Here is a 17590-nt window from a genome sequence, read left to right as displayed (position 1 = left end):
AGGAGGTACAGCTGTGGCGACGCCGATGATGCCCGACGGCACCATCCGCTACTGGGCGGCGGCCAAGGCGGCGGCCGGTGCGGCGGAGGAGCCCTACCGCGCGACGACGCTCGCGGAGGCGCTGGAACAGGTCCGTTCCCGGCACGACGGCCGCCCTGCCTTGGCGCGGGTGCTCGGCTACTGCTCGTTCCTCGTGGACGGCCGCCCCGTCGGGGGACGCGACCACGCGTCGGTCCGCCTCACCCCAGGGGGAACGATCGAAGTGCTGCCCCCGTTCGCGGGCGGCTGACCCGGCCCGACTCCAGTCATACATAGCGGAGTTCACGCCATGGATCCCGCGCACAGCCCGACATCCCGCACCGTCCATCCTCAGGAACGAACCATGCCGCAGACTCCGGGCCCCTCCGGCCATCCCGTACAGCTGCTCGCGATCCGCGACACCCCGCTCTCGCTCGACGAGGTGTACGAGGCCGTGGGCGACGCCACCGCCGGAGGCACGGCCGTCTTCGTCGGTACCGTGCGCGACCACGACGGAGGCAGGTCGGTGCAGGCCCTCGAATACAGCGCCCACCCCGCCGCGGAGGACGAGTTGCGCCGGGTCGCCGAGAAGGTCGCCGCCGACTTCCCGGTCAGTGCCCTCGCCGCCGTCCACCGGACGGGCCGCCTGGAGATCGGTGATGTCGCGGTGATCGCCGCAGTCTCCTGCCCGCACCGCGCGGAAGCCTTCGCCGCCTGCGCCCGCCTGGTCGAGGACCTCAAGCACGAGGTGCCGATCTGGAAGCACCAGTTCTTCTCGGACGGCGACGAGGAGTGGGTCGGCGCCTGCTGAGGCTCTTCCGCTGGTCACTGCTCCGGCGCGCGGCCCGTTGGGGAAGCCCCGACCGGCACGGAGGGTCGCCGTGCGCCGGTCCCCTTCCCCCGCGGTCTTTATCGGCGCAGGCTTCGGAATTGTCACCATTGGGTCCCAGCCCGAGTACGACTGCAACCTCCGGGACCCACAACCGGTCTACCTGGCAGAGAACGCGTCAGGCGCCTCGAGCGCCCTGTCAGGAAAGGCTCTTCCATGGGGGACGTACGCAGACGGGGAGCCGTCGCACTGGGGATCACCGGACTCGTCGCACCGCTGACGCTCGCGCTGGGCGCCGCGCCCGCGCAGGCCGCGAGCTGCACGACGTCGACCGGTCCCTACCAGAAGCAGGTGGAGCGGTTCCTCGGCCGGCCGGTCGACGGAAAGCAGTCCGCCGCGGACTGCAAGGCCGTCCAGGCCTTCCAGAACAAGCACGGGATCAGCCCGAACATCGGCTACGCGGGGCCCGTCACGTGGGGCGTGATGGACCTGATGAACAAGCAGAAGGCCGTCGGCAGCAATCCCAACAAAGACGGCAAATGCCCCGTCAACAAGGGGCGCATCGCCTGCGTGAACCTGACGCTTCAGCTCAGCTGGATCCAGGACGGCAAAAACCTCGTCTACGGGCCGGTGCCGGTCCGCACGGGCCGTGACGGCTACGAGACCCGCACGGGTCTGAAGAAGATTTACTGGCGGCACATCGACCACGTGTCGAGCATCTACAACGTGCCCATGCCCTACAGCCAGTTCTTCGACGGCGGCCAGGCCTTCCACTCGGTCGGCGTGAGCATGTGGAACCCGCCGGGCTCGCACGGCTGCGTCAACATGACCAGCACCACCGCCAAGAAGTACTGGTCCCTGCTGAAGACGGGCGACGACGTCTACGTCTACGGCCGTAAGCCGGGCACCTGAGCCCAGCGGGCTGCCGGGAGTTCCCCTGCAGGTCCGGCACCTGCCTCGTGGCCGGGCCGTACCGGACGTGCTCGTCGGCAGCCCTTGGCCGGGAGCGGCTCCGAGCAGCCCCTCAGGCCATCCCGTAGTGCGCTTCGATCCCCGCGATCACGAGGGCGAGACCGTCCTCGAAGTGTTGCTCGTAGTCCTCGAAGATCTCCGCGCCCGCCGCGGCCGACAGGGGGAAGTCGGCCATCCGGCGGGCGCGTTCGTCGATGTCGTAGCCCTCGCGGCGCTCGCCCGGCAGAGGCTGTACGCCCTGCTCCTCGGTGACGAAACCGAGGGTGTACATGTGCGCGGTCGTGGTGGCCCGCACCGCCTGCTCGAGTGTGAACCCGGCGTCGGTGAACAGACGCAGCGTCCGCTCCATCTCTACCGCGTGCAGCGTGCCGGTGAAGCGTGAGCCGCTGAAGACCTTGGCGCCGTCGCGGTGGCTCAGGAGCGCGGCACGCAGTCCGCGGTTCGCCGTCAGCAGTCGCTCCCGCCAACTGGCGCCGGAAGGGAGCGGATCGGCTGCCGTCATCCGGCGGTACATCTCCGTCGCCATCTCGTCCAGCAGTTCCTGCTTGTTCTTGAAGTGCCAGTACAGCGCGGGCGCCTGGACGTTCAGCTCCTTGGCGATGGCGCGGAGCGTGAGCCCGTCGAGGCCGACGTCGTCGAGCAGGCGCAGCGCGGTGTCGACGACCTGCGTCTTGTCCAGCTTGGGGGTTCTCCGGGTTGTCACGCTTGACAGTTTAACGCCGTTAAGCGCATGCTGCGGAGCATGCAACTTAACGACGTTAAGGAACGGGTCATGGGCCCCCGCACAGACGCGATCACACACATCGAAGTCCTCGTCGTCGGCGCCGGGCCGACCGGCCTCGCCCTCGCCGTCGACCTCGCCCGGCGCGGTGTCGACGCCCTCGTCGTCGAGCGCGCCGACGCGCTCTTCCCCGGATCGCGCGGCAAGGGGATCCAGCCGCGCACCAGGGAGGTCTTCCATGACCTCGGCGTGCTGGACGCGATCCACGCCTGCGGCGGCCCCTATCCCGTCGGCATGATCTGGCAGGACGGCGCGCGGGTCGGCGAGCACAGGATGTTCGACCCGGGGGAGGCGAGCGAAGACTCCCCGTACACCGAGCCGTGGATGGTGCCGCAGTGGCGCACGCAGCAGATCCTGTTCGAGCGGCTCACGGACCTCGGCGGACGGGTGGAGTTCGGCCGTGAGCTGGTGACGGTCGAACAGGACGCGGACACGGTGACCGCGCGCTTCGCCGCCGGAGAACCGGTCCGCGCGCGGTACGCCGTCGCGGCCGACGGCGGACGCTCGGCCGTGCGCCGCGCGCTGGGCATCGGCATGACCGGCGAGACCGTCGACCCGCACCCGATGCTCGTGGCGGACGTGCGCATCACCGGCCTCGACCGCGACAACTGGCACTTCTTCCCGCCCCGCGAGGGGAGCGAGGGCTTCCTCGGGATCTGCCCGCTCGCCGGCACCGAGGACTTCCAGATGAGTGCGCAGTTCCCCGAGGGGACCGTGCCCGACCTCTCCCTCGACGGCATCCGCAAGGTGGTGGCCACGCGCTCCCATCTGGCCCCCGAAAACGTGACCGAGCTGCGCTGGGCCTCGGACTTCCGGCCCCGGGCCGCGCTGGCCGACCGCTTCCGCGCGGGGCGCGTCCTCCTGGCCGGGGACGCCGCGCACGTCCACTCGCCGGCTGGGGGCCAGGGCCTGAACACCAGCGTCCAGGACGCGTACAACCTGGGGTGGAAGCTGGGCGCGGTACTGCGTGACGGCGCCCCGGACTCCCTCGTCGAGACATACGAGGAGGAGCGCCGCCCGGTCGCCGCGCACATGCTCGGCATTTCGACGGGCGTACACCGGGGCGAGATCCGCCGCGGCGAGGCGACCCGCCAACTGGGCCTGGGCTACCGCGAATCGACCCTCGCCGTCGACACCCGCACGACCGCGGGCCCGGTGCGCGCGGGCGACCGGGCGCCGGACGGAACGGTGGACGGCATCCGCCTCTTCGACGCCTTCCGCGGCCCGCACTGGACGTTGCTCACGGTCGGCACGGACACCGCACTTCCTGCGCTCGACGTCCCCACCGTCCGTGTCCCGGCGTACGAGGCGTACGGCACGGGCGTGTACCTCGTCCGGCCCGACGGCTACGTGGGGTGGGCGGGCGACACGGCCGACGGTCTCGCGGAGTACGCGCGACGATCGGGTGTTCAGGGCACGCGGGCGACCCCGGCGTAGAAGCCGCTCGGCTCCTCCTCGGGCGCGGGCGTGTCCTTGTACCACCTCGTCGCCGTGACCAGCCCCGGCTCCACCAGCTCCAGGCCCTCGAAGAACGGCTCGACCTCGGCCCGCGTACGCATCCGCAGCGGAATCTCGCCCTGCCGGTACGTGTTCTTCACCGTCTTCGCGAGGTGCGGGTGCTCATCGGTCGTGCCGTGGGAGAACACCAGGTAACTGCCCGAGGGCAGGGCGTCGACGAGGGTCCGCGCGAGACTGTACGGGTCCTCCTCGTCGGTGATGAAGTGCATCAGGGCGAGCATCGACAGCGCGAGGGGCCGGCTGAAGTCCAGGAACGTACGGGCGTGGTCGAGGATGGCCTCGGGCTGACGGACGTCTGCCTCGATGTAGTCGGTCGCCCCCTGGGGAGTGCTGACCAGCAGCGCCTCCGCGTGCCGCAGCACGATGGGGTCGTTGTCGGTGTACGCGACCCGCGCCGACGGCACGATGCCCTGCACGATCTGGTGCAGGTTCGGTTTCGTCGGGATGCCCGTGCCGACGTCGAGGTACTGGTCGATGCCGTTGCTCGCCAGCCAGGCCGCCGCACGGTGCATGAACGCGCGGTTGCGCCGGGCACTGAGGCGCGACTCCGGCGGCAGTTTCTCCCCGACCTCCTGATCGACCGGATAGTTGTCCTTGCCGCCCAGCAGCCAGTCGTAGACACGCGCCGGGTGAGCCCTGCCCGTGTCGATACGGCTTCCGGAGGACTGTGCCGTCATGCGTGACTCCAGCGTGTACTAGATCGCTGACCGACTCACCGGGACCGCCGAGCGCACCCTGGGTCAGGCCGTGAAGGACCTTGCGATTATGTCACCGGCCATGCCTTCGCGCAGAGCTGTGAGGAAGGGGAGGCGAGGCCATCTCGCGTGCGGCGACCGCACGTTGGGGCAGGAACGCGGGGGACCCGGTACGGCGGGCGGCGCCTGCGACGCCGTACCGGGCGCGGTTCCTCGGAACGGCGGTCAGGCCGTGGTCAGCGTCAGGCCGTACCGGTTCAGGATCTCGTTGATCGGCTGGTACCAGGTCTCACCGCCGCCGGAGCAGTCGCCCCAGCCGCCCGAGGTGACACCCTGGGCCTGGTCGCCGCTGATGAACGAGCCGCCCGAGTCGCCCGGTTCGGCGCACACGTTCGTCTTGGTCATCTCGTGCACCGCGCCCTGGCTGTAGTTCACGGTCTCGTTCTTGGCCAGCACGGTGCCGCAGTGCCAGTGCGAGGTGGAGCCCGAACGGCAGATGGACGCGCCGATCGGCGCCTCGGCGGAGCCGCGCACCAACTGGTCCGGGACGGTGCCCCAGCCGAGCACCACGGGGACGGTCCACCAGCCGCTGCCGACGTTGACCCAGGCGTAGTCGTTGTCCGGGAACGACGACCCCTGGAAGTTGCCGATGTACGAGCCGTCCCAGCCGTTCACTGCGGCTCCGGCGCCGCTGCAGTGACCGGCCGTGACGAAGCCGCCGTTCACCGAGAAGCCGATCGAGCAGCGGACGTTGCCCGTGTAGTAGGGGTCCCCTCCGACCGTGCCGGCCGCGAGGGTGCGGGGCGCGTGGGCCGTCTTCTCGACGGCGACGGGGCCGGCCTCGCGAGCCTGCGCGAGGAAGTGTCTGACATCGTTGTCGCCCCGCCGTCCGGCCAGGGTCTCGATCACGACCCGGTTGGACGCCGGATCGACGTGCCAACTTGCCACGCCCTTGGGCGCCTTGAGGGCGTCGATGCGTTCCTTGGTCGCGTCGAGCTGCTCGGCGCTGTACTTCACCACCTTGGCCTCGGCGCCCGTCGACCGTACGGCCGCGGCCTTGTCCCGGTCGGTGACGGCCACGGTCAGGCGGCCGCTCTCCGGCGTGAACCAGGCGCCGCCGTAGGACGATCCGGCTGCTCGCCGTGCCTCTCCCTCGACGGCCGTGGCCTTCTTCTCCGCCCTCAGCCGGGCCTCGGCCCGGCTCTCGGTGAGGCCGAAGTCGCGTTGCATGGCGGCGAGCATGGACCCGGAGGCCGGTGCCTTCTGGTCCGCGGGGGTGGCGGCACCGGCCGAAGCCGGTGCGAAGCCGGCCGACACTCCGGCGACGAGTAAGGCGGACAGGGCGATGCGCAGGGGTTTCGTGCGTCTCATGGGGTTGGCCCTTCGTTGTTCCAGCATCGTGGGGGTGGAACAGCAAAGCCTGGGAGCGCTCCCAGGAAATGCCCGCTGGGGAGCCTATCGAAGGATCATGGACAGGTCCATGCCAATGCGTTCGCGAGGTGCTGGGGGTGCGACACGTACCGCGGCAGGTCTGGTGAGGGTCCCTCAGGCCGGCGTCTCGCGGATCAAGTGCACGGCCTACGGGCGAAGCTGAGCCAGGCCGACTTCGGCAGCGCCGTCTTCGGCCTCAAGGACGGCAACTTCAACCACCACCTCGAGAAGGCAGAGCCGGCCGGCATACCTTTCGACCCCAACGCCTGACCGGGCAGCTTCGCTGCGCGAGCGGAGCCGCCCGGGCCCGCAGCAGAAAAAGAGGTTGGGCGGGATGCCCGCCGGTTGGTAGCGTCCCGCCCAGGCCGTGACGTCGTGCGAGGAGGTGAGACCCATGAACGCTGTATCTGTGTGGGTGCTCCCCTCTTCGCCACGGTCGGGCGGTTGACGTAGGTCTCGCCGGGAGCGCCTCCTCCACAAGGCACTCCCGAAGGGCAACACCTATGAACTCTCTTCGATTCACCACGCGGACATCGTCGAACGGTGTCGTGGAGCGCGACTTCACCGTGGGTGAGGTCACCGGCGCGCTCTGGTCGCCGGCCCCGGGCTCCGACCGCGCGCCTCTTGTCCTGATGGGCCACGGCGGCGGCAACCACCGGAAGTCACCGGCCATGGTCGGCCGGGCTCAGCGGCTCGTGGCGGGCGGCGGCTTCCACGTCGCCACCATCGACGCACCCGGTCACGGCGGCCGCCCCCGCACGGCGCACGACGAGCGCGAGATCGCCCTGATGCAGCGGACGATGGCGGCGGGCGAGCCGGTCGGCCCGATCGTCCAGCGGTACAACGCCCACCTCGCGGAGCGCGCCGTACCGGAATGGCGGGCGACCCTCGACGCGCTCCAGGAACTCCCGGAGATCGGTACCGGCGGGCCGGTCGGCTACTTCGGCCTGAACATGGGCACCGCGATCGGAGTGCCGCTGACGGCGATCGAACCCAGGATCACCGCCGCGGTCTTCGGTCTCTTCTGGCCCGAGTCGCTGGTCCGGGCGGCCGGGCAGATCACCGTGCCGATCGAGTTCGCGCTCCAGTGGGACGACGAGCACATCCCGCGCGCATCCGGTCTGGCGCTGTTCGACGCCTTCGCCTCGAAGGACAAGACGCTGCACGCCAACGCGGGCCGGCACAAGGAACTCCCCAGGTTCGAAGCCGACAGCGCGGTCCACTTCTTCGTCCGGCATCTCGGCGGGGCGGCCACGGCACCGGCGTGACCTGACCCGACCTGACGGCAGCGGCGTCCGGGCGCCGCTGCCCACCGGCGGGATCACGGGCAGGTGGCGGCTCGCGGCTGAGGGAAGTTACCCTGCGCTGCGGCGCTGATCGGCGGAGATTGGCCGCCGATCCCCTGGGAGGTCATTCGTGGACGTGTCACTTCCGGTCCTCCTTGAGGACCACCCGGTCGTCGCCAGCGTCATAGACGACGACGGTCTGCGCGCCGTGATGGACTCCGAGTGCAAGGTCGTCTTCCTGCTGTACGGGTCCCTGCTGAACCTCCCCACGATCGTGCGGCAGCTCAAGGACAGCGGCAAGGTCGTCCTGGTCAATGTGGACCTGCTCGAAGGGTTCAGCGGCAAGGACATCGTGGTGCAGTACGTGAAGGAGCACACCTCCGCGGACGGGGTGCTCAGCTCCAAGGCCCACATGGTGCGCGCCGCCCGCGAGGTCGGCCTGTTCGCCGTCCACCGGTTCTTCCTCATCGACTCGAAGTCGTACCGCAATCTCGCGCCGCAGGTTCGCCAGTCCAAGGCCGACTGTGTCGAGATCCTGCCGGGCTGTATGCCCCGGGTCATCTCGTGGGCCGTCCAGGACATCGAAGTGCCCCTGATCGCGGGCGGGCTCGTGTGTGACCGAGAGGATGTGTTCGCGGCGCTGAAGGCGGGAGCTGCGGCCATTGCCTCGTCGAATCGTGACGTCTGGGCAATGTAGGGGTCCGGCCCTGTTGAGGTCCGGGCCTCGTCAAGGAATGTGGCACAGGACTCTATTGACACTGCGGATCGGCCCTGCCTAGCATGGCGAACGCACCCGGAGTTCATGTCATGACCACGGGCGCGACAATCAAATAAAGGTTCCGGCCCCGCGCCGGGACAGTTACTAGAGACCAGAGAACAGTAACCTCCGAACATCGGAGTTTGCTGTTCTTTTTTTATGCCCATTTCCTGTCCACGACGAGGTGGCTGCGGTGATCCGGATGAACAAGGCCCAGAAGTGGCTGAGCTTCTTCGCGCTCTCCATGACCGGCGGAATCATTTTCCAGGTCGCCTACATCAGGTTCGTGTACCTCGAACCCACCTATACGGCGCTGAATCTCAGCTCGCAGCAGTACGGAAACATCGTCTCGGCGTTCGGCGCCGTGGCCATCGTCATGTATTTCTTCGGCGGCTGGTTCTCCGACAAGTTCTCGCCGAAACTCCTCATCGTGATTTCGCTCGTCGGAATGGGAATCGCCGACATCTATCTCGCCACCGTTCCCGGATTCTGGGGAATCGTGGCGGCGCACATCCTGATGGCGGTCGTCGGCATGGGCCTGTACTGGTCGGCGCTGGTGAAGTCGATCGGCATGCTCGGCGACTCCGGCGAGCAGGGCCGGCTCTTCGGCTTCCTCGAAGGCACCCGCGGCGTCGTCTCGACGGCCGTCGGCTTCATCGGCACCGCGATCGTCTCCGCTTCCGTCGTGCCCGCGCACGGCGTCCTCACGCTGATCCGCATCTACGGCGTGCTGAGCTTCGTGTTCGCCGCCGTCGTGCTGCTCGTCGTACGCGAGGACAAGACGAGGCTCGCCGGGCTCGACTCGGCGACCGTCACCCTCAAGCAGCTCCTCGCGGCGGCCCGCAACCGGTACACCTGGCTCATCGGCGGCACCGCCATGCTGATGTACTGCTTCTACACGACGCTCGGCTACTTCTCGCCGCTGCTCCAGGACAACTACGGCGTCTCAGCTTCCATGATCGCCGTCATCGGCGTCGTGCGGTCCTACGTCTTCCAGTTCGTCGCCGGACCCGCGGGCGGCGTCGTCGTGGACAAGGTGACCCGCTCCTCCGCGGTGTTCCTGCGCTGGATGTTCGCCGGCGGCGCCGTGCTCGCCGCACTCTTCTTCGTCCTGCCGCGCACCGCCTCACTGGCCTGGCTCGCGCTGGTCATGATGTTCGTCCTGTGCGCGCTGGTCTTCGCCTCGCGCGGCGTCTACTGGTCCACGGTCGGCGAGGTGGAGGTACCTGAGCAGGAACGCGGGGGCGTCATTGGGCTCGCCTCCGGCCTAGCGTATCTGCCGGACGCGTTCCTGCCGTCCCTGTGCGCCTGGTGGATCGGGGACTCCTCGGCGAGCCCCGAGGTGCCGGAACAGGGCGGCGGCTACAGCGCGCTGTTCGTCTTCCTGCTCGTGGCCGCACTGCTCGGCCTGGTGATGACGACACTCACCGCCCGCACCCGCCGGCGCGAACTGGCCGCCCGCCACAAGGCCCCCGTCAGTGACCGCGTCCTGGCAGGGGTGTGATCGCCGGGTCCTTCGGCTCACCACCCCGAGCGCGTAGAACGTATCCATACAGAGATTTTCAAAGCATTACAAAGCATTACAAAGAACAAGAAGAGTCACGAAGCGTCAGAAGATCGGCAGGCAACACATGGACATCACGGACTTCTCCCGGGACTTCTTCTCCCTCGACGGGAAGAACGCGATCGTCACCGGCGGCAACACCGGCCTCGGTCAGGCGTTCTCCCTCGCCCTCGCCAAGGCGGGCGCCGACGTCCTCGTCCCGGCACTCGCCGACGACGGCGGCGAGACGCGCAAGCTGATCGAGGCCGAGGGCCGGCGCATGGAGTTCCTGGAGGCCGACATCACCGGGGCAGGCGTGCCCCGGCAGGTCGTCGAGCACTGCGTCGACAGCCTCGGGTCGGTCGACATCCTGGTGAACTCGGCGGGCATCTGCAATCTCGCCTCCGTCGAGGAGTTCGACCGCCGCGCGTGGGACCCGATGCTGGCCGTGAACCTCACCGCGCCCTTCGAACTCGCCCACGAAGCGACGAAGTTCATGATCCCGCAGCGCTCCGGGAAGATCATCAACATCGCCTCCCTGTTCTCCTTCCTGGGCGGCCAGATGTCTCCCGCGTACGCCGCCACCAAGCATGGCATCGCCGGCTTCACCAAGGCGTACTGCGACGAACTCGCCCAGCACAACATCCAGGTCAACGCGATCGCCCCGGGCTACTTCGCGACCAGGATCACCGAGGCGACGCGTGCCGACCCGCAGACCAACCAGCGCGTCCTCGACCACATCCCGGCCGGCCGCTGGGGCGATGTCGCCGACCTCATGGGCGCCACCGTCTTCCTCGCCAGCCGCGCCGCCGACTACGTCAACGGCCATGTCCTGACCGTCGACGGCGGCTATCTCGTCCGCTGACCCCGACCCGACACCCACTTCTCCCTCGCCCCCACACGTACACACACCCGTACAAAGAAGGTTGATCCACATGGTGCAGTCCGCATCGAAGCTGAACCGAGAAGAGATCGTCGACCGCCTCACCTCCCTGGTCGGCGCGGGCGCGGTCGTCACCGACGAGCAGCAGCTGCGCGAGGCGAGCGTCGACCGCTTCAAGAAGTACCAGGCGGTGCACGGCATCTACGACGCCCCGCCGCCGGCCGCGATCGTCAACGCCACCAGCGTGGACGACGTGTCCAAGGTGCTCGCGTTCGCCGACGAGAACCGCATCAACATCGTGGCCCGCACCGGCCGCACCGGCACCGAGGGCGGCCTGGAGACGGCCGTCACCGACACGATCGTGCTCGACGGCTCGGGCCTCGACGAGATCGTCAAGATCGACGAAGAGAACATGCAGGTCACCGCAGGGTGCGGCGTCCAGCTCCAGGTCCTCGAGGACACGCTGCGGGCCAAGGGCTACACGACCGGGCACTCCCCGCAGTCCAAGCCGCTCGCGCAGATGGGCGGGCTCGTCTCGACGCGCTCGATCGGCCAGTTCTCCACCCTGTACGGCGCGATCGAGGACATGGTCGTCGGCCTGGAGGCGGTCTTCCCCGACGGCACCGTCAGCCGTATCAAGAACGTCCCGCGCCGCGCGACCGGCCCGGACATCCGGCACATCGTCATCGGCAACGAGGGCGCGCTGTGCTACATCACCGAGGTCACGGTGAAGATCTTCAAGTACCAGCCGGAGAACAACGAGTTCCACGGCTTCCTCGTCGACGACATGGCGACCGGCACCGCCATCATCCGCGAGGTCGTCGTCGGCGGCTTCAAGCCGTCCGTCGTGCGCGTCTACTCGCCCGAGGACGCCGGCCAGCACTTCTCGCACTTCTCGAAGGGCAAGTGCGTCGTCGTCTTCGTCGCCGAGGGCCCCAGGGGCATCGTGCGCGCCACCAGCGACGAGATCGAGCGCGTCGCCGCCCAGCACGCGCACGAGAAGGTCGAACCGAAGCTCATCGAGGCGTGGTTCGACAACCTCAACTGGGGTCCGGACAAGATCGAGGCGGAGAAGGAGGTCATGCGCGCCAAGGCCGAGCTCGGCTACACCACCGAGGTCTCCTGCGACTGGTCGAAGGTCACCGAGCTGTACGGCGCGGTCATGAACCGCATCCGCACCGAGTACCCGCACGCCGACGACCTCACCCTCCTCGGCGCCCACTCCTCGCACAGCTACCAGACGGGTACGAACCTCTACTTCGTCTACGACTACAAGATCAACTGTGAGCCGGAGGAGGAGATCCACAAGTACCACGTGCCGCTCAACGCGATCATCGTCGAGGAGGCGCTGCGCGTCGGCGGCTCGATGGTCCACCACCACGGCGTCGGCAAGTACCGCACCGCATGGACGAAGCAGGAGCACGGCAGCGCCTACCACATGCTGGCCAAGCTCAAGGAGGCGTTCGACCCGAACGGGATCATGAACAAGGGAACGATCTTCCCGCTCGACGCCTGATCCCCCACCGTCGTACAGGGGGCCGCCGCCGACCGGCGGCCCCCTCCTGTCTCGCACCCCGGAGTGGGCCATGACTCGCTACTTCATCGGCATCGACAACGGCTCCCAGAGCTCGAAGGTGACCGTTTTCGACGAACACGGCCGGGCCGTCTGCGAGGGACGGCAGAGCCTGCGTCCTTATGCCACCCCACGCCCCGGCGTCGTGGAACATCCTGACGACGACCTGTGGGCGTCGATCGGGGAGGCCAGCCGCCGGGCCATGGCCGGCTTTCCCGGCGACGTCGCCGACATCGTCGGCGTCGGCCTGTGCACGATCCGCTTCTGCCGGGCCGTCCTCAAGGCCGACGGCACACTCGCCCAGCCGGTCATGAGCTGGATGGACGCGCGGGTCTCGCGCCCCTACGAACACACCCTCCCCGAGGCGCGCTACGTCACCACGTCCTCCGGCTACATCAGCCACCGCATGACCGGCGTCTTCCGGGACACCGCCGCCAACTACGCGGGCGACTCCTGGCCGTTGGACTCCGACACCTGGCGGTGGACGACCGACGACACCGTCCTCGCCAAGTCCGGCATCCCGCGCGAGATGCTCTTCGACCTGGTGATGCCCGGCGACGTGCTCGGCACCGTGACCACCGCCGCGGCCCGTCACACCGGCATCCCTGAGGGCCTCCCCGTCGTGGCGACAGCCAACGACAAGGCGGTCGAGGCCCTGGGCTGCGGACTGCGCTCCAGCGACACACTCCTGGTCTCCCTGGGCACGTACGTGGCCGGCATGACCGTCGGCGACAGGAACATGCCCGACGCCTCCGACTTCTGGACCAACTACGCCTGCATGCCGCACTCCTACCTCTACGAGAGTTTCGGTGTGCGGCGCGGCATGTGGACGGTCAGCTGGCTGCGCGACCTGCTCGGCGAGGAGGCGGTCGCGGGAGCCAGGGCGGCGGGCCTCTCCGTCGAGGACCACTTGAACGCCGAGGCCGCGAAGGTCCCGCCCGGCTGCGACGGCCTGATGACGGTGCTCGACTGGCTGGCGCCCACCGACGCCCCGTACCGCAAGGGCACCATCCTCGGCTTCGACGGCCGGCAGGGCCGCTTCCACATGTACCGCTCGGTTCTCGAAGCGCTCGCCCTGTCCATCCACGCCACCGGCGCCCACATGGCCGCCGAACTCGGCACCACCTACCGGCACACGGTCATCTCCGGCGGCGGCTCCGGCTCCGACCTGATGATGCAGATCTTCGCCGACGTCTTCGGCATCCCGGCCCACCGCGCCGAGGTCAACAACGCGGCCGGGCTCGGCTCCGCGATCTGCGCGGCGGTCGGACTCGGCGCCTACCGGACGTTCGACGAGGCGATCGACGCGATGGTCCGCCCCGGCGCGGAGTTCACACCCGACCAGGGCGACCACGACCTGTACCGGCGCCTCGGCGACGTGTACCGCGACATCCGTGAGCACACGGACGGAATCTACCGACGGTCGTACGACGTCTTCGGCTGACGGCTCGGCCCGGTCGGCCGTCAGCGTGGACGCCCACGGCCCGCGCGGCAGGACTGACTGCCGGGGGCAGCCGGGCCACGGCCGCGCGGGCCTCGCTTCCACGGCGACGGCGTCGCCGCTCGTCGTGTCACACGGAGCCGAGGTCCGCCGACAGCCAGTGCTCGGGCCGGATGTGGAAGGTGACCTGCGCGCCGTGCTCGGCGGTGGCCGTCCTGACGTATTCCTCGACCTTGTCGGCGGGCAGGTAGCGGGCCGCGAGATCCGTCAACTCCTGTCCCGTGGAGGTGACTTCGGACGTCACGGGGCCCTCCACGGTCACGTAGCGGACCGTGGGTCCGACGCGTTCGACCATGAGCGAGATGTGGCCGGCGGCCCTGATGGCCTTCGCCTTGGCGGAATCCCGGCCGGTCATGAACCAGAAGTCACCGCCCGGCTCGTACCAGTACCAGATGGGGACGGTGAGTGGCGCACGGCCGGTCGCGCCGCGGGCGACAGCCAGAGCGCCGATATGGGGTTCGGCCAGGAACGCCTCGCGCTCGTCGAGCGGAAGGGGCATAGCGTCTCCTTCTGTATGTCCGTCATGTGGGCATGTCGAGATGCAGTCTTCAACGCCGGTCGGGGGAGAGAGCGGTGAACACACCGGCGTGTATTCCGTCGCGGGGGTGGGAGTCGACTGTCAGTGGCGGGTGCCACGATGGCGCGTATGGAGATCTTCGAGTGGGGGCCGCTGCTCGAGCGGTGGAGCGAGGAATGGCTGGAAGGGCTGGCCGCGGAGGAGCCGGACGAGTTCGCTGAGCTGGACGAGGAGATCGTCCGGGACCGCTGGCTCGGGTTCGGACCGGCCGATCCGGCACGGATGACGGCTTTGGAGGAGCGGATCCGGGCGCAGGGGATCGACGTGCCGCTGCCGCCGTCCCTCCGCTCCTTCCTCGAGACGACGGACGGCTGGCGCCACGCCGGGGGCTTCGTCCAGCTGCTCGCGGGAGCGGACCGCATCGCTTCGTACGGCGATCCGTACGGCCTCCAGGCGATGTACGAGGAACATCTGGACCCGGATCCGACCGAGGAGGAGGTCCTCAGGGCCGGAATGTGGGGCCGGGCGTTGCAGCTCTCGCTCGACTCGGACATGACCGATGTGCTGCTCGACCCGGGCGATGTGGCGGCCGACGGGGAGTGGGCGGTGTACGTGTACCACGGGTGGGGCGGTGAACTGCCGGACCGGTACGACTCGTTCCGCGCGTTCATGGAGGCCATGTACAAGGAGTTCTACCGCCTGGGCGGCGGCCACTCAGGTTTCGAGAACGTGGTGACGCGTGAGCTCGACGCCAAGGTGGAGCAGGCCCGAATCGCCTGCCTGAGAGGCGAGTTGGACGAAGCGCTCGCCGTACTGGGCGAGGCGGGGGAGCTCGGCAGACCGCGGGCCGGCCTGCTGGCGTCACAGCTGAGGGCGCTGCTCGACGGAAGCGGTTGGGTGCCGGTCGACCCGCGCATGGACGATCCGCTGTACGCGGGCGAGGTCCTGCCCCTGAAGGTGCGCGATCACCTGCGCGCGTACCGGAGGGACGACACCCTCGTGCTCGGCCCGGTGACCGAGGACTACGCGACGGACCGGGAGCGGGCCGGTGCCGTCCTGGAGCAGATCAGGCAGCGCACGTACGCGTACACGTCGCCCGGCCCGTTCGGGCGCGCGGTCGAGGAGGCCAGAAACCTGGCGCGCTGGGGCGACACGGACGGCGCATGGCGGGTCCTCGCGGCAGCGGTCCCGCTCTGGGAGCCGTACAGGGAGGACCACGTCGCGCCGTTCGGCCTGCTCGGTGACCCTCTGCTCGGGCCGCTGATCACACCGGAGCGGGGGCGGCGACTGCTGATGACACCCCGGGCGGGCCAGGCGGGGGCGATGCCCGCGCCGGTCGCCGTCGAGGGCGGGGCGATGCGCGACGGGCTCGCATGGCTGACCCATCGACAGCCCAGGGCCGAGCTGCGCAGGGACGCGTACCGGTTCGTACTGGTGGAGGGCGTTCGCCCCGAAGAGCTGGCGGAGCGGTTCGGTACGGGCCCGCTGGAGCCGGTGGCGAGCGAGCGGGACTTCTGGGATCTCCCCTTCGCACGGGAGCAGGCGCGCCGCGGCCCCGTCGCCCGGATCGGCGCCCTCGACGGCTGGAGTTTCGCCTTCGAATCGGCCCGTCGGCCAGGCTTCGACCGTACGCGTCTGACCCACCCCGGGACCGAACTGTCGCGTGGCACGCGGGCGCTCACCGTCTGGTGGGAGCCGGGTCTGTTCCACTTCGCGTGCGCCGAGGACGGGGAACAGCGATACGCGTTCACGGTCCACGAGGCGGAGCGCCACCGGACGGGCGACATCCCCGACGAACTCTCGCCCGACCGTCTGTTCCCGGACCCGGCCGGTCCGGCCACCGACCTCTCGGACGAAAGCAGGGCCCTCGACGCGATAGCGACGACGTTCGGAGTCTCCCTGCCCCGGTTCGCCCTCGACCACGGCAGATTGCCGACGCTCCCCACGCACCCGTGGCTCGGACCGCAGGCACCAGGTGGGACGGAGGCCAGACTCACGTTCACACGCCACCGGTAAGCCCTGTAGGGATCGGCGCCGCTCGATGACCGCGCGGGCGGCCAAGCTGGAGGCAGCGGCTTCCGTGGGGCGCCCCGTACAGCTCCTGTCGCTCCTCGCGCTGGGCGACTGCCTGGCCGAGGCCGGTGACAAAGACAGGTTGGCGGCCTTGCGCTCCCAGCCCTCCCTGATCCGTGGAACCCGGCGTGCTCCCTGACCTCCGGGCCGCGCTCCGAGCGGACAGCCTTCAGCGTCCTGTGTACGGGGGCGTTCGGAGGCGGACCAGCTCCAGCGCTTCGTTCAGGTTGTGCTCGGCGACGGCCGCCATGAACGCCCGGTCGGGGAAGTCCCCGTCGAGCAGCCTCAGAGGTCCCGCCGTCAAAGAGAGCCGCTGGGCCAGCATGTAGAGCGCGAGCCGGTCCTCGTCCAGTCCGTCCACCTCCAGAGGCCGATACGCGTCGTGCAGGCGGATCCGCAGGAACACGTGCTCCCACTCGACGTCGAAGTACATCAAGCCCTCGATGTCGATCGCCACGGGGTTCCCGCCCGCGTCCACGAGCACGTGGTCGGGTCCCAGTTCGCCGTGGACGACCGCGTACTCCGCGCGCGGTCGTACCGCAGCCGCGAGATCCAGCAGCCGCTGCTCCAGCCGTTCGCGCGCTGCCGCGATCCGGGGATCACGCGAAGCCGCCTCGGTGAGGTCCCGCAGCGCACGCTCCAGGACGACCCCCTCGCACGACGTTCCGCGCGAGGTACCTCCTCCGTCGACGACGGCCACCTTGCCGTATGCGGGAGCGCGATGACGCCGCATCGACGCCAGTGCCTCCCCGAGCCGGGCCATGACCGGCTCGGCCGCGCGAGGGTCGCGCGCGAGCAGTTCCTCCAGATTCTCGCCCTGGAGGTCCTCTACGATCGCGAGGTCGGCCGGACAGTGCGTGCCGTCGCGGTCGACGAGACGGATCGCCGGGACGCGGACGCCGAGCGCGTCCAACCGCGCGTGCGCGGCCTCGAACAGGCCGATCCCGAGACCGGGGGAGAACGGGTCGGCGAGGTCGTCGTCGCCCTCGGCCGCCGGCCAGTAGTTCTCGGCGTCGTCCCACAGGTAGGCGATCGCCGTGGTCGCGTCGTCCATCACCAGTCGGTAGACGCCCTTCTTGCTCCCACCCGCGACCCGCTCGACCGCCGCGAGCCGGCGCCCGCCACCCAGCGCGGCCTTCGCCGCACCCGCCAACCGCTCCCGCGTCACCGCTCGGGATGCCACGTCCCCAACCGCCTCTCCGCCGCTGCCACG

General features: G+C 69.4%; 18 protein-coding genes. 13 read left to right on the top strand and 5 right to left on the bottom strand.

The genetic code is table 11. The features are described from left to right. Window positions 1–25: 25 nt before the first annotated feature. From ACFC96_RS03935 to ACFC96_RS03925, 3 genes are all read left to right on the top strand, one after another. On the top strand, window positions 26–289 hold the full coding sequence (locus ACFC96_RS03935; RefSeq protein WP_376610518.1) for a MoaD/ThiS family protein: 264 nt from the start codon (window positions 26–28) through the stop codon (window positions 287–289). Window positions 290–328: 39 nt separating this feature from the next. Further along, window positions 329–829 carry a molybdenum cofactor biosynthesis protein MoaE gene (locus tag ACFC96_RS03930; RefSeq protein WP_376254247.1) on the top strand — a complete coding sequence of 167 codons (501 nt, stop codon included), beginning with the start codon at window positions 329–331 and terminating at the stop codon, window positions 827–829. Window positions 830–1063: 234 nt separating this feature from the next. Continuing rightward, window positions 1064–1759, top strand: a complete 696-nt coding sequence (locus ACFC96_RS03925) for a L,D-transpeptidase family protein (protein ID WP_376610052.1) — start codon at window positions 1064–1066, stop codon at window positions 1757–1759. A 112-nt stretch (window positions 1760–1871) separates the two neighbouring features. Here ACFC96_RS03925 and ACFC96_RS03920 read toward each other — a convergent pair whose 3' ends face one another. Continuing rightward, entirely contained in the window at window positions 1872–2522 is a 651-nt protein-coding gene (locus ACFC96_RS03920) for a TetR/AcrR family transcriptional regulator (RefSeq protein WP_376610050.1), read from the bottom strand. Window positions 2523–2591: 69 nt separating this feature from the next. Here ACFC96_RS03920 and ACFC96_RS03915 point away from each other — a divergent pair, with 69 nt between their 5' ends. Further along, window positions 2592–4037 carry an FAD-dependent oxidoreductase gene (locus ACFC96_RS03915; protein ID WP_376610048.1) on the top strand — a complete coding sequence of 482 codons (1446 nt, stop codon included), beginning with the start codon at window positions 2592–2594 and terminating at the stop codon, window positions 4035–4037. Here the strand turns inward: ACFC96_RS03915 and ACFC96_RS03910 are convergent. Together ACFC96_RS03910 and ACFC96_RS03905 are read right to left on the bottom strand one after the other, a co-directional pair. Then, a complete protein-coding gene (locus ACFC96_RS03910; RefSeq protein WP_376610046.1) occupies window positions 4010–4795 on the bottom strand; it encodes an SAM-dependent methyltransferase in 786 nt (261 codons plus the stop codon). The two genes, ACFC96_RS03915 and ACFC96_RS03910, sit on opposite strands and share 28 nt — an antisense overlap. Window positions 4796–5038: 243 nt before the next feature. After that, window positions 5039–6184, bottom strand: coding sequence for a S1 family peptidase (locus tag ACFC96_RS03905; RefSeq protein WP_376610044.1), 1146 nt, complete (start codon window positions 6182–6184; stop codon window positions 5039–5041). Between the two features lie 198 nt (window positions 6185–6382). On the opposite strand from ACFC96_RS03905, the gene ACFC96_RS03900 reads away from it, so the two are divergent. From ACFC96_RS03900 to ACFC96_RS03870, 7 genes are all read left to right on the top strand, one after another. Then, a complete protein-coding gene (locus ACFC96_RS03900; protein WP_376610547.1) occupies window positions 6383–6514 on the top strand; it encodes a hypothetical protein in 132 nt (43 codons plus the stop codon). 233 nt (window positions 6515–6747) lie between these two features. Further along, entirely contained in the window at window positions 6748–7512 is a 765-nt protein-coding gene (locus ACFC96_RS03895) for an alpha/beta hydrolase (RefSeq protein ID WP_376610042.1), read from the top strand. Window positions 7513–7660: 148 nt separating this feature from the next. After that, a complete protein-coding gene (locus tag ACFC96_RS03890) occupies window positions 7661–8227 on the top strand; it encodes a glycerol-3-phosphate responsive antiterminator (protein ID WP_340456748.1) in 567 nt (188 codons plus the stop codon). Window positions 8228–8489: 262 nt separating this feature from the next. Then, window positions 8490–9791, top strand: coding sequence for an MFS transporter (locus tag ACFC96_RS03885; RefSeq protein WP_376610041.1), 1302 nt, complete (start codon window positions 8490–8492; stop codon window positions 9789–9791). A 127-nt stretch (window positions 9792–9918) separates the two neighbouring features. After that, complete coding sequence (locus tag ACFC96_RS03880) at window positions 9919–10695, top strand: SDR family NAD(P)-dependent oxidoreductase (protein WP_376610039.1); 777 nt, start codon at window positions 9919–9921, stop codon at window positions 10693–10695. Between the two features lie 70 nt (window positions 10696–10765). Beyond that, entirely contained in the window at window positions 10766–12229 is a 1464-nt protein-coding gene (locus ACFC96_RS03875) for an FAD-binding oxidoreductase (RefSeq protein ID WP_376610037.1), read from the top strand. 70 nt (window positions 12230–12299) lie between these two features. Beyond that, window positions 12300–13730, top strand: coding sequence for an FGGY-family carbohydrate kinase (locus ACFC96_RS03870; protein ID WP_376610035.1), 1431 nt, complete (start codon window positions 12300–12302; stop codon window positions 13728–13730). A gap of 127 nt (window positions 13731–13857) precedes the next feature. Here the strand turns inward: ACFC96_RS03870 and ACFC96_RS03865 are convergent, their stop codons facing one another. Then, window positions 13858–14286 (bottom strand): pyridoxamine 5'-phosphate oxidase family protein, encoded by a 429-nt coding sequence (locus ACFC96_RS03865; RefSeq protein ID WP_340456743.1) that lies wholly within the window; start codon window positions 14284–14286, stop codon window positions 13858–13860. Window positions 14287–14433: 147 nt separating this feature from the next. Here ACFC96_RS03865 and ACFC96_RS03860 point away from each other — a divergent pair, with 147 nt between their 5' ends. Continuing rightward, on the top strand, window positions 14434–16320 hold the full coding sequence (locus tag ACFC96_RS03860) for a DUF6461 domain-containing protein (RefSeq protein WP_376610033.1): 1887 nt from the start codon (window positions 14434–14436) through the stop codon (window positions 16318–16320). A 25-nt stretch (window positions 16321–16345) separates the two neighbouring features. Further along, a complete protein-coding gene (locus ACFC96_RS03855) occupies window positions 16346–16516 on the top strand; it encodes a hypothetical protein (protein WP_376227764.1) in 171 nt (56 codons plus the stop codon). A 30-nt stretch (window positions 16517–16546) separates the two neighbouring features. Here ACFC96_RS03855 and ACFC96_RS03850 read toward each other — a convergent pair whose 3' ends face one another. Further along, on the bottom strand, window positions 16547–17545 hold the full coding sequence (locus ACFC96_RS03850) for a phosphotransferase family protein (RefSeq protein WP_376610516.1): 999 nt from the start codon (window positions 17543–17545) through the stop codon (window positions 16547–16549). Window positions 17546–17590 lie beyond the last annotated feature (45 nt).

This window comes from Streptomyces sp. NPDC055955, from assembly GCF_042270245.1.
Lineage (GTDB): Bacteria > Actinomycetota > Actinomycetes > Streptomycetales > Streptomycetaceae > Streptomyces.
The sequence above is the reverse complement of the archived record's forward strand: the minus strand, read 5'-3'. Positions and strand labels throughout refer to the sequence as shown.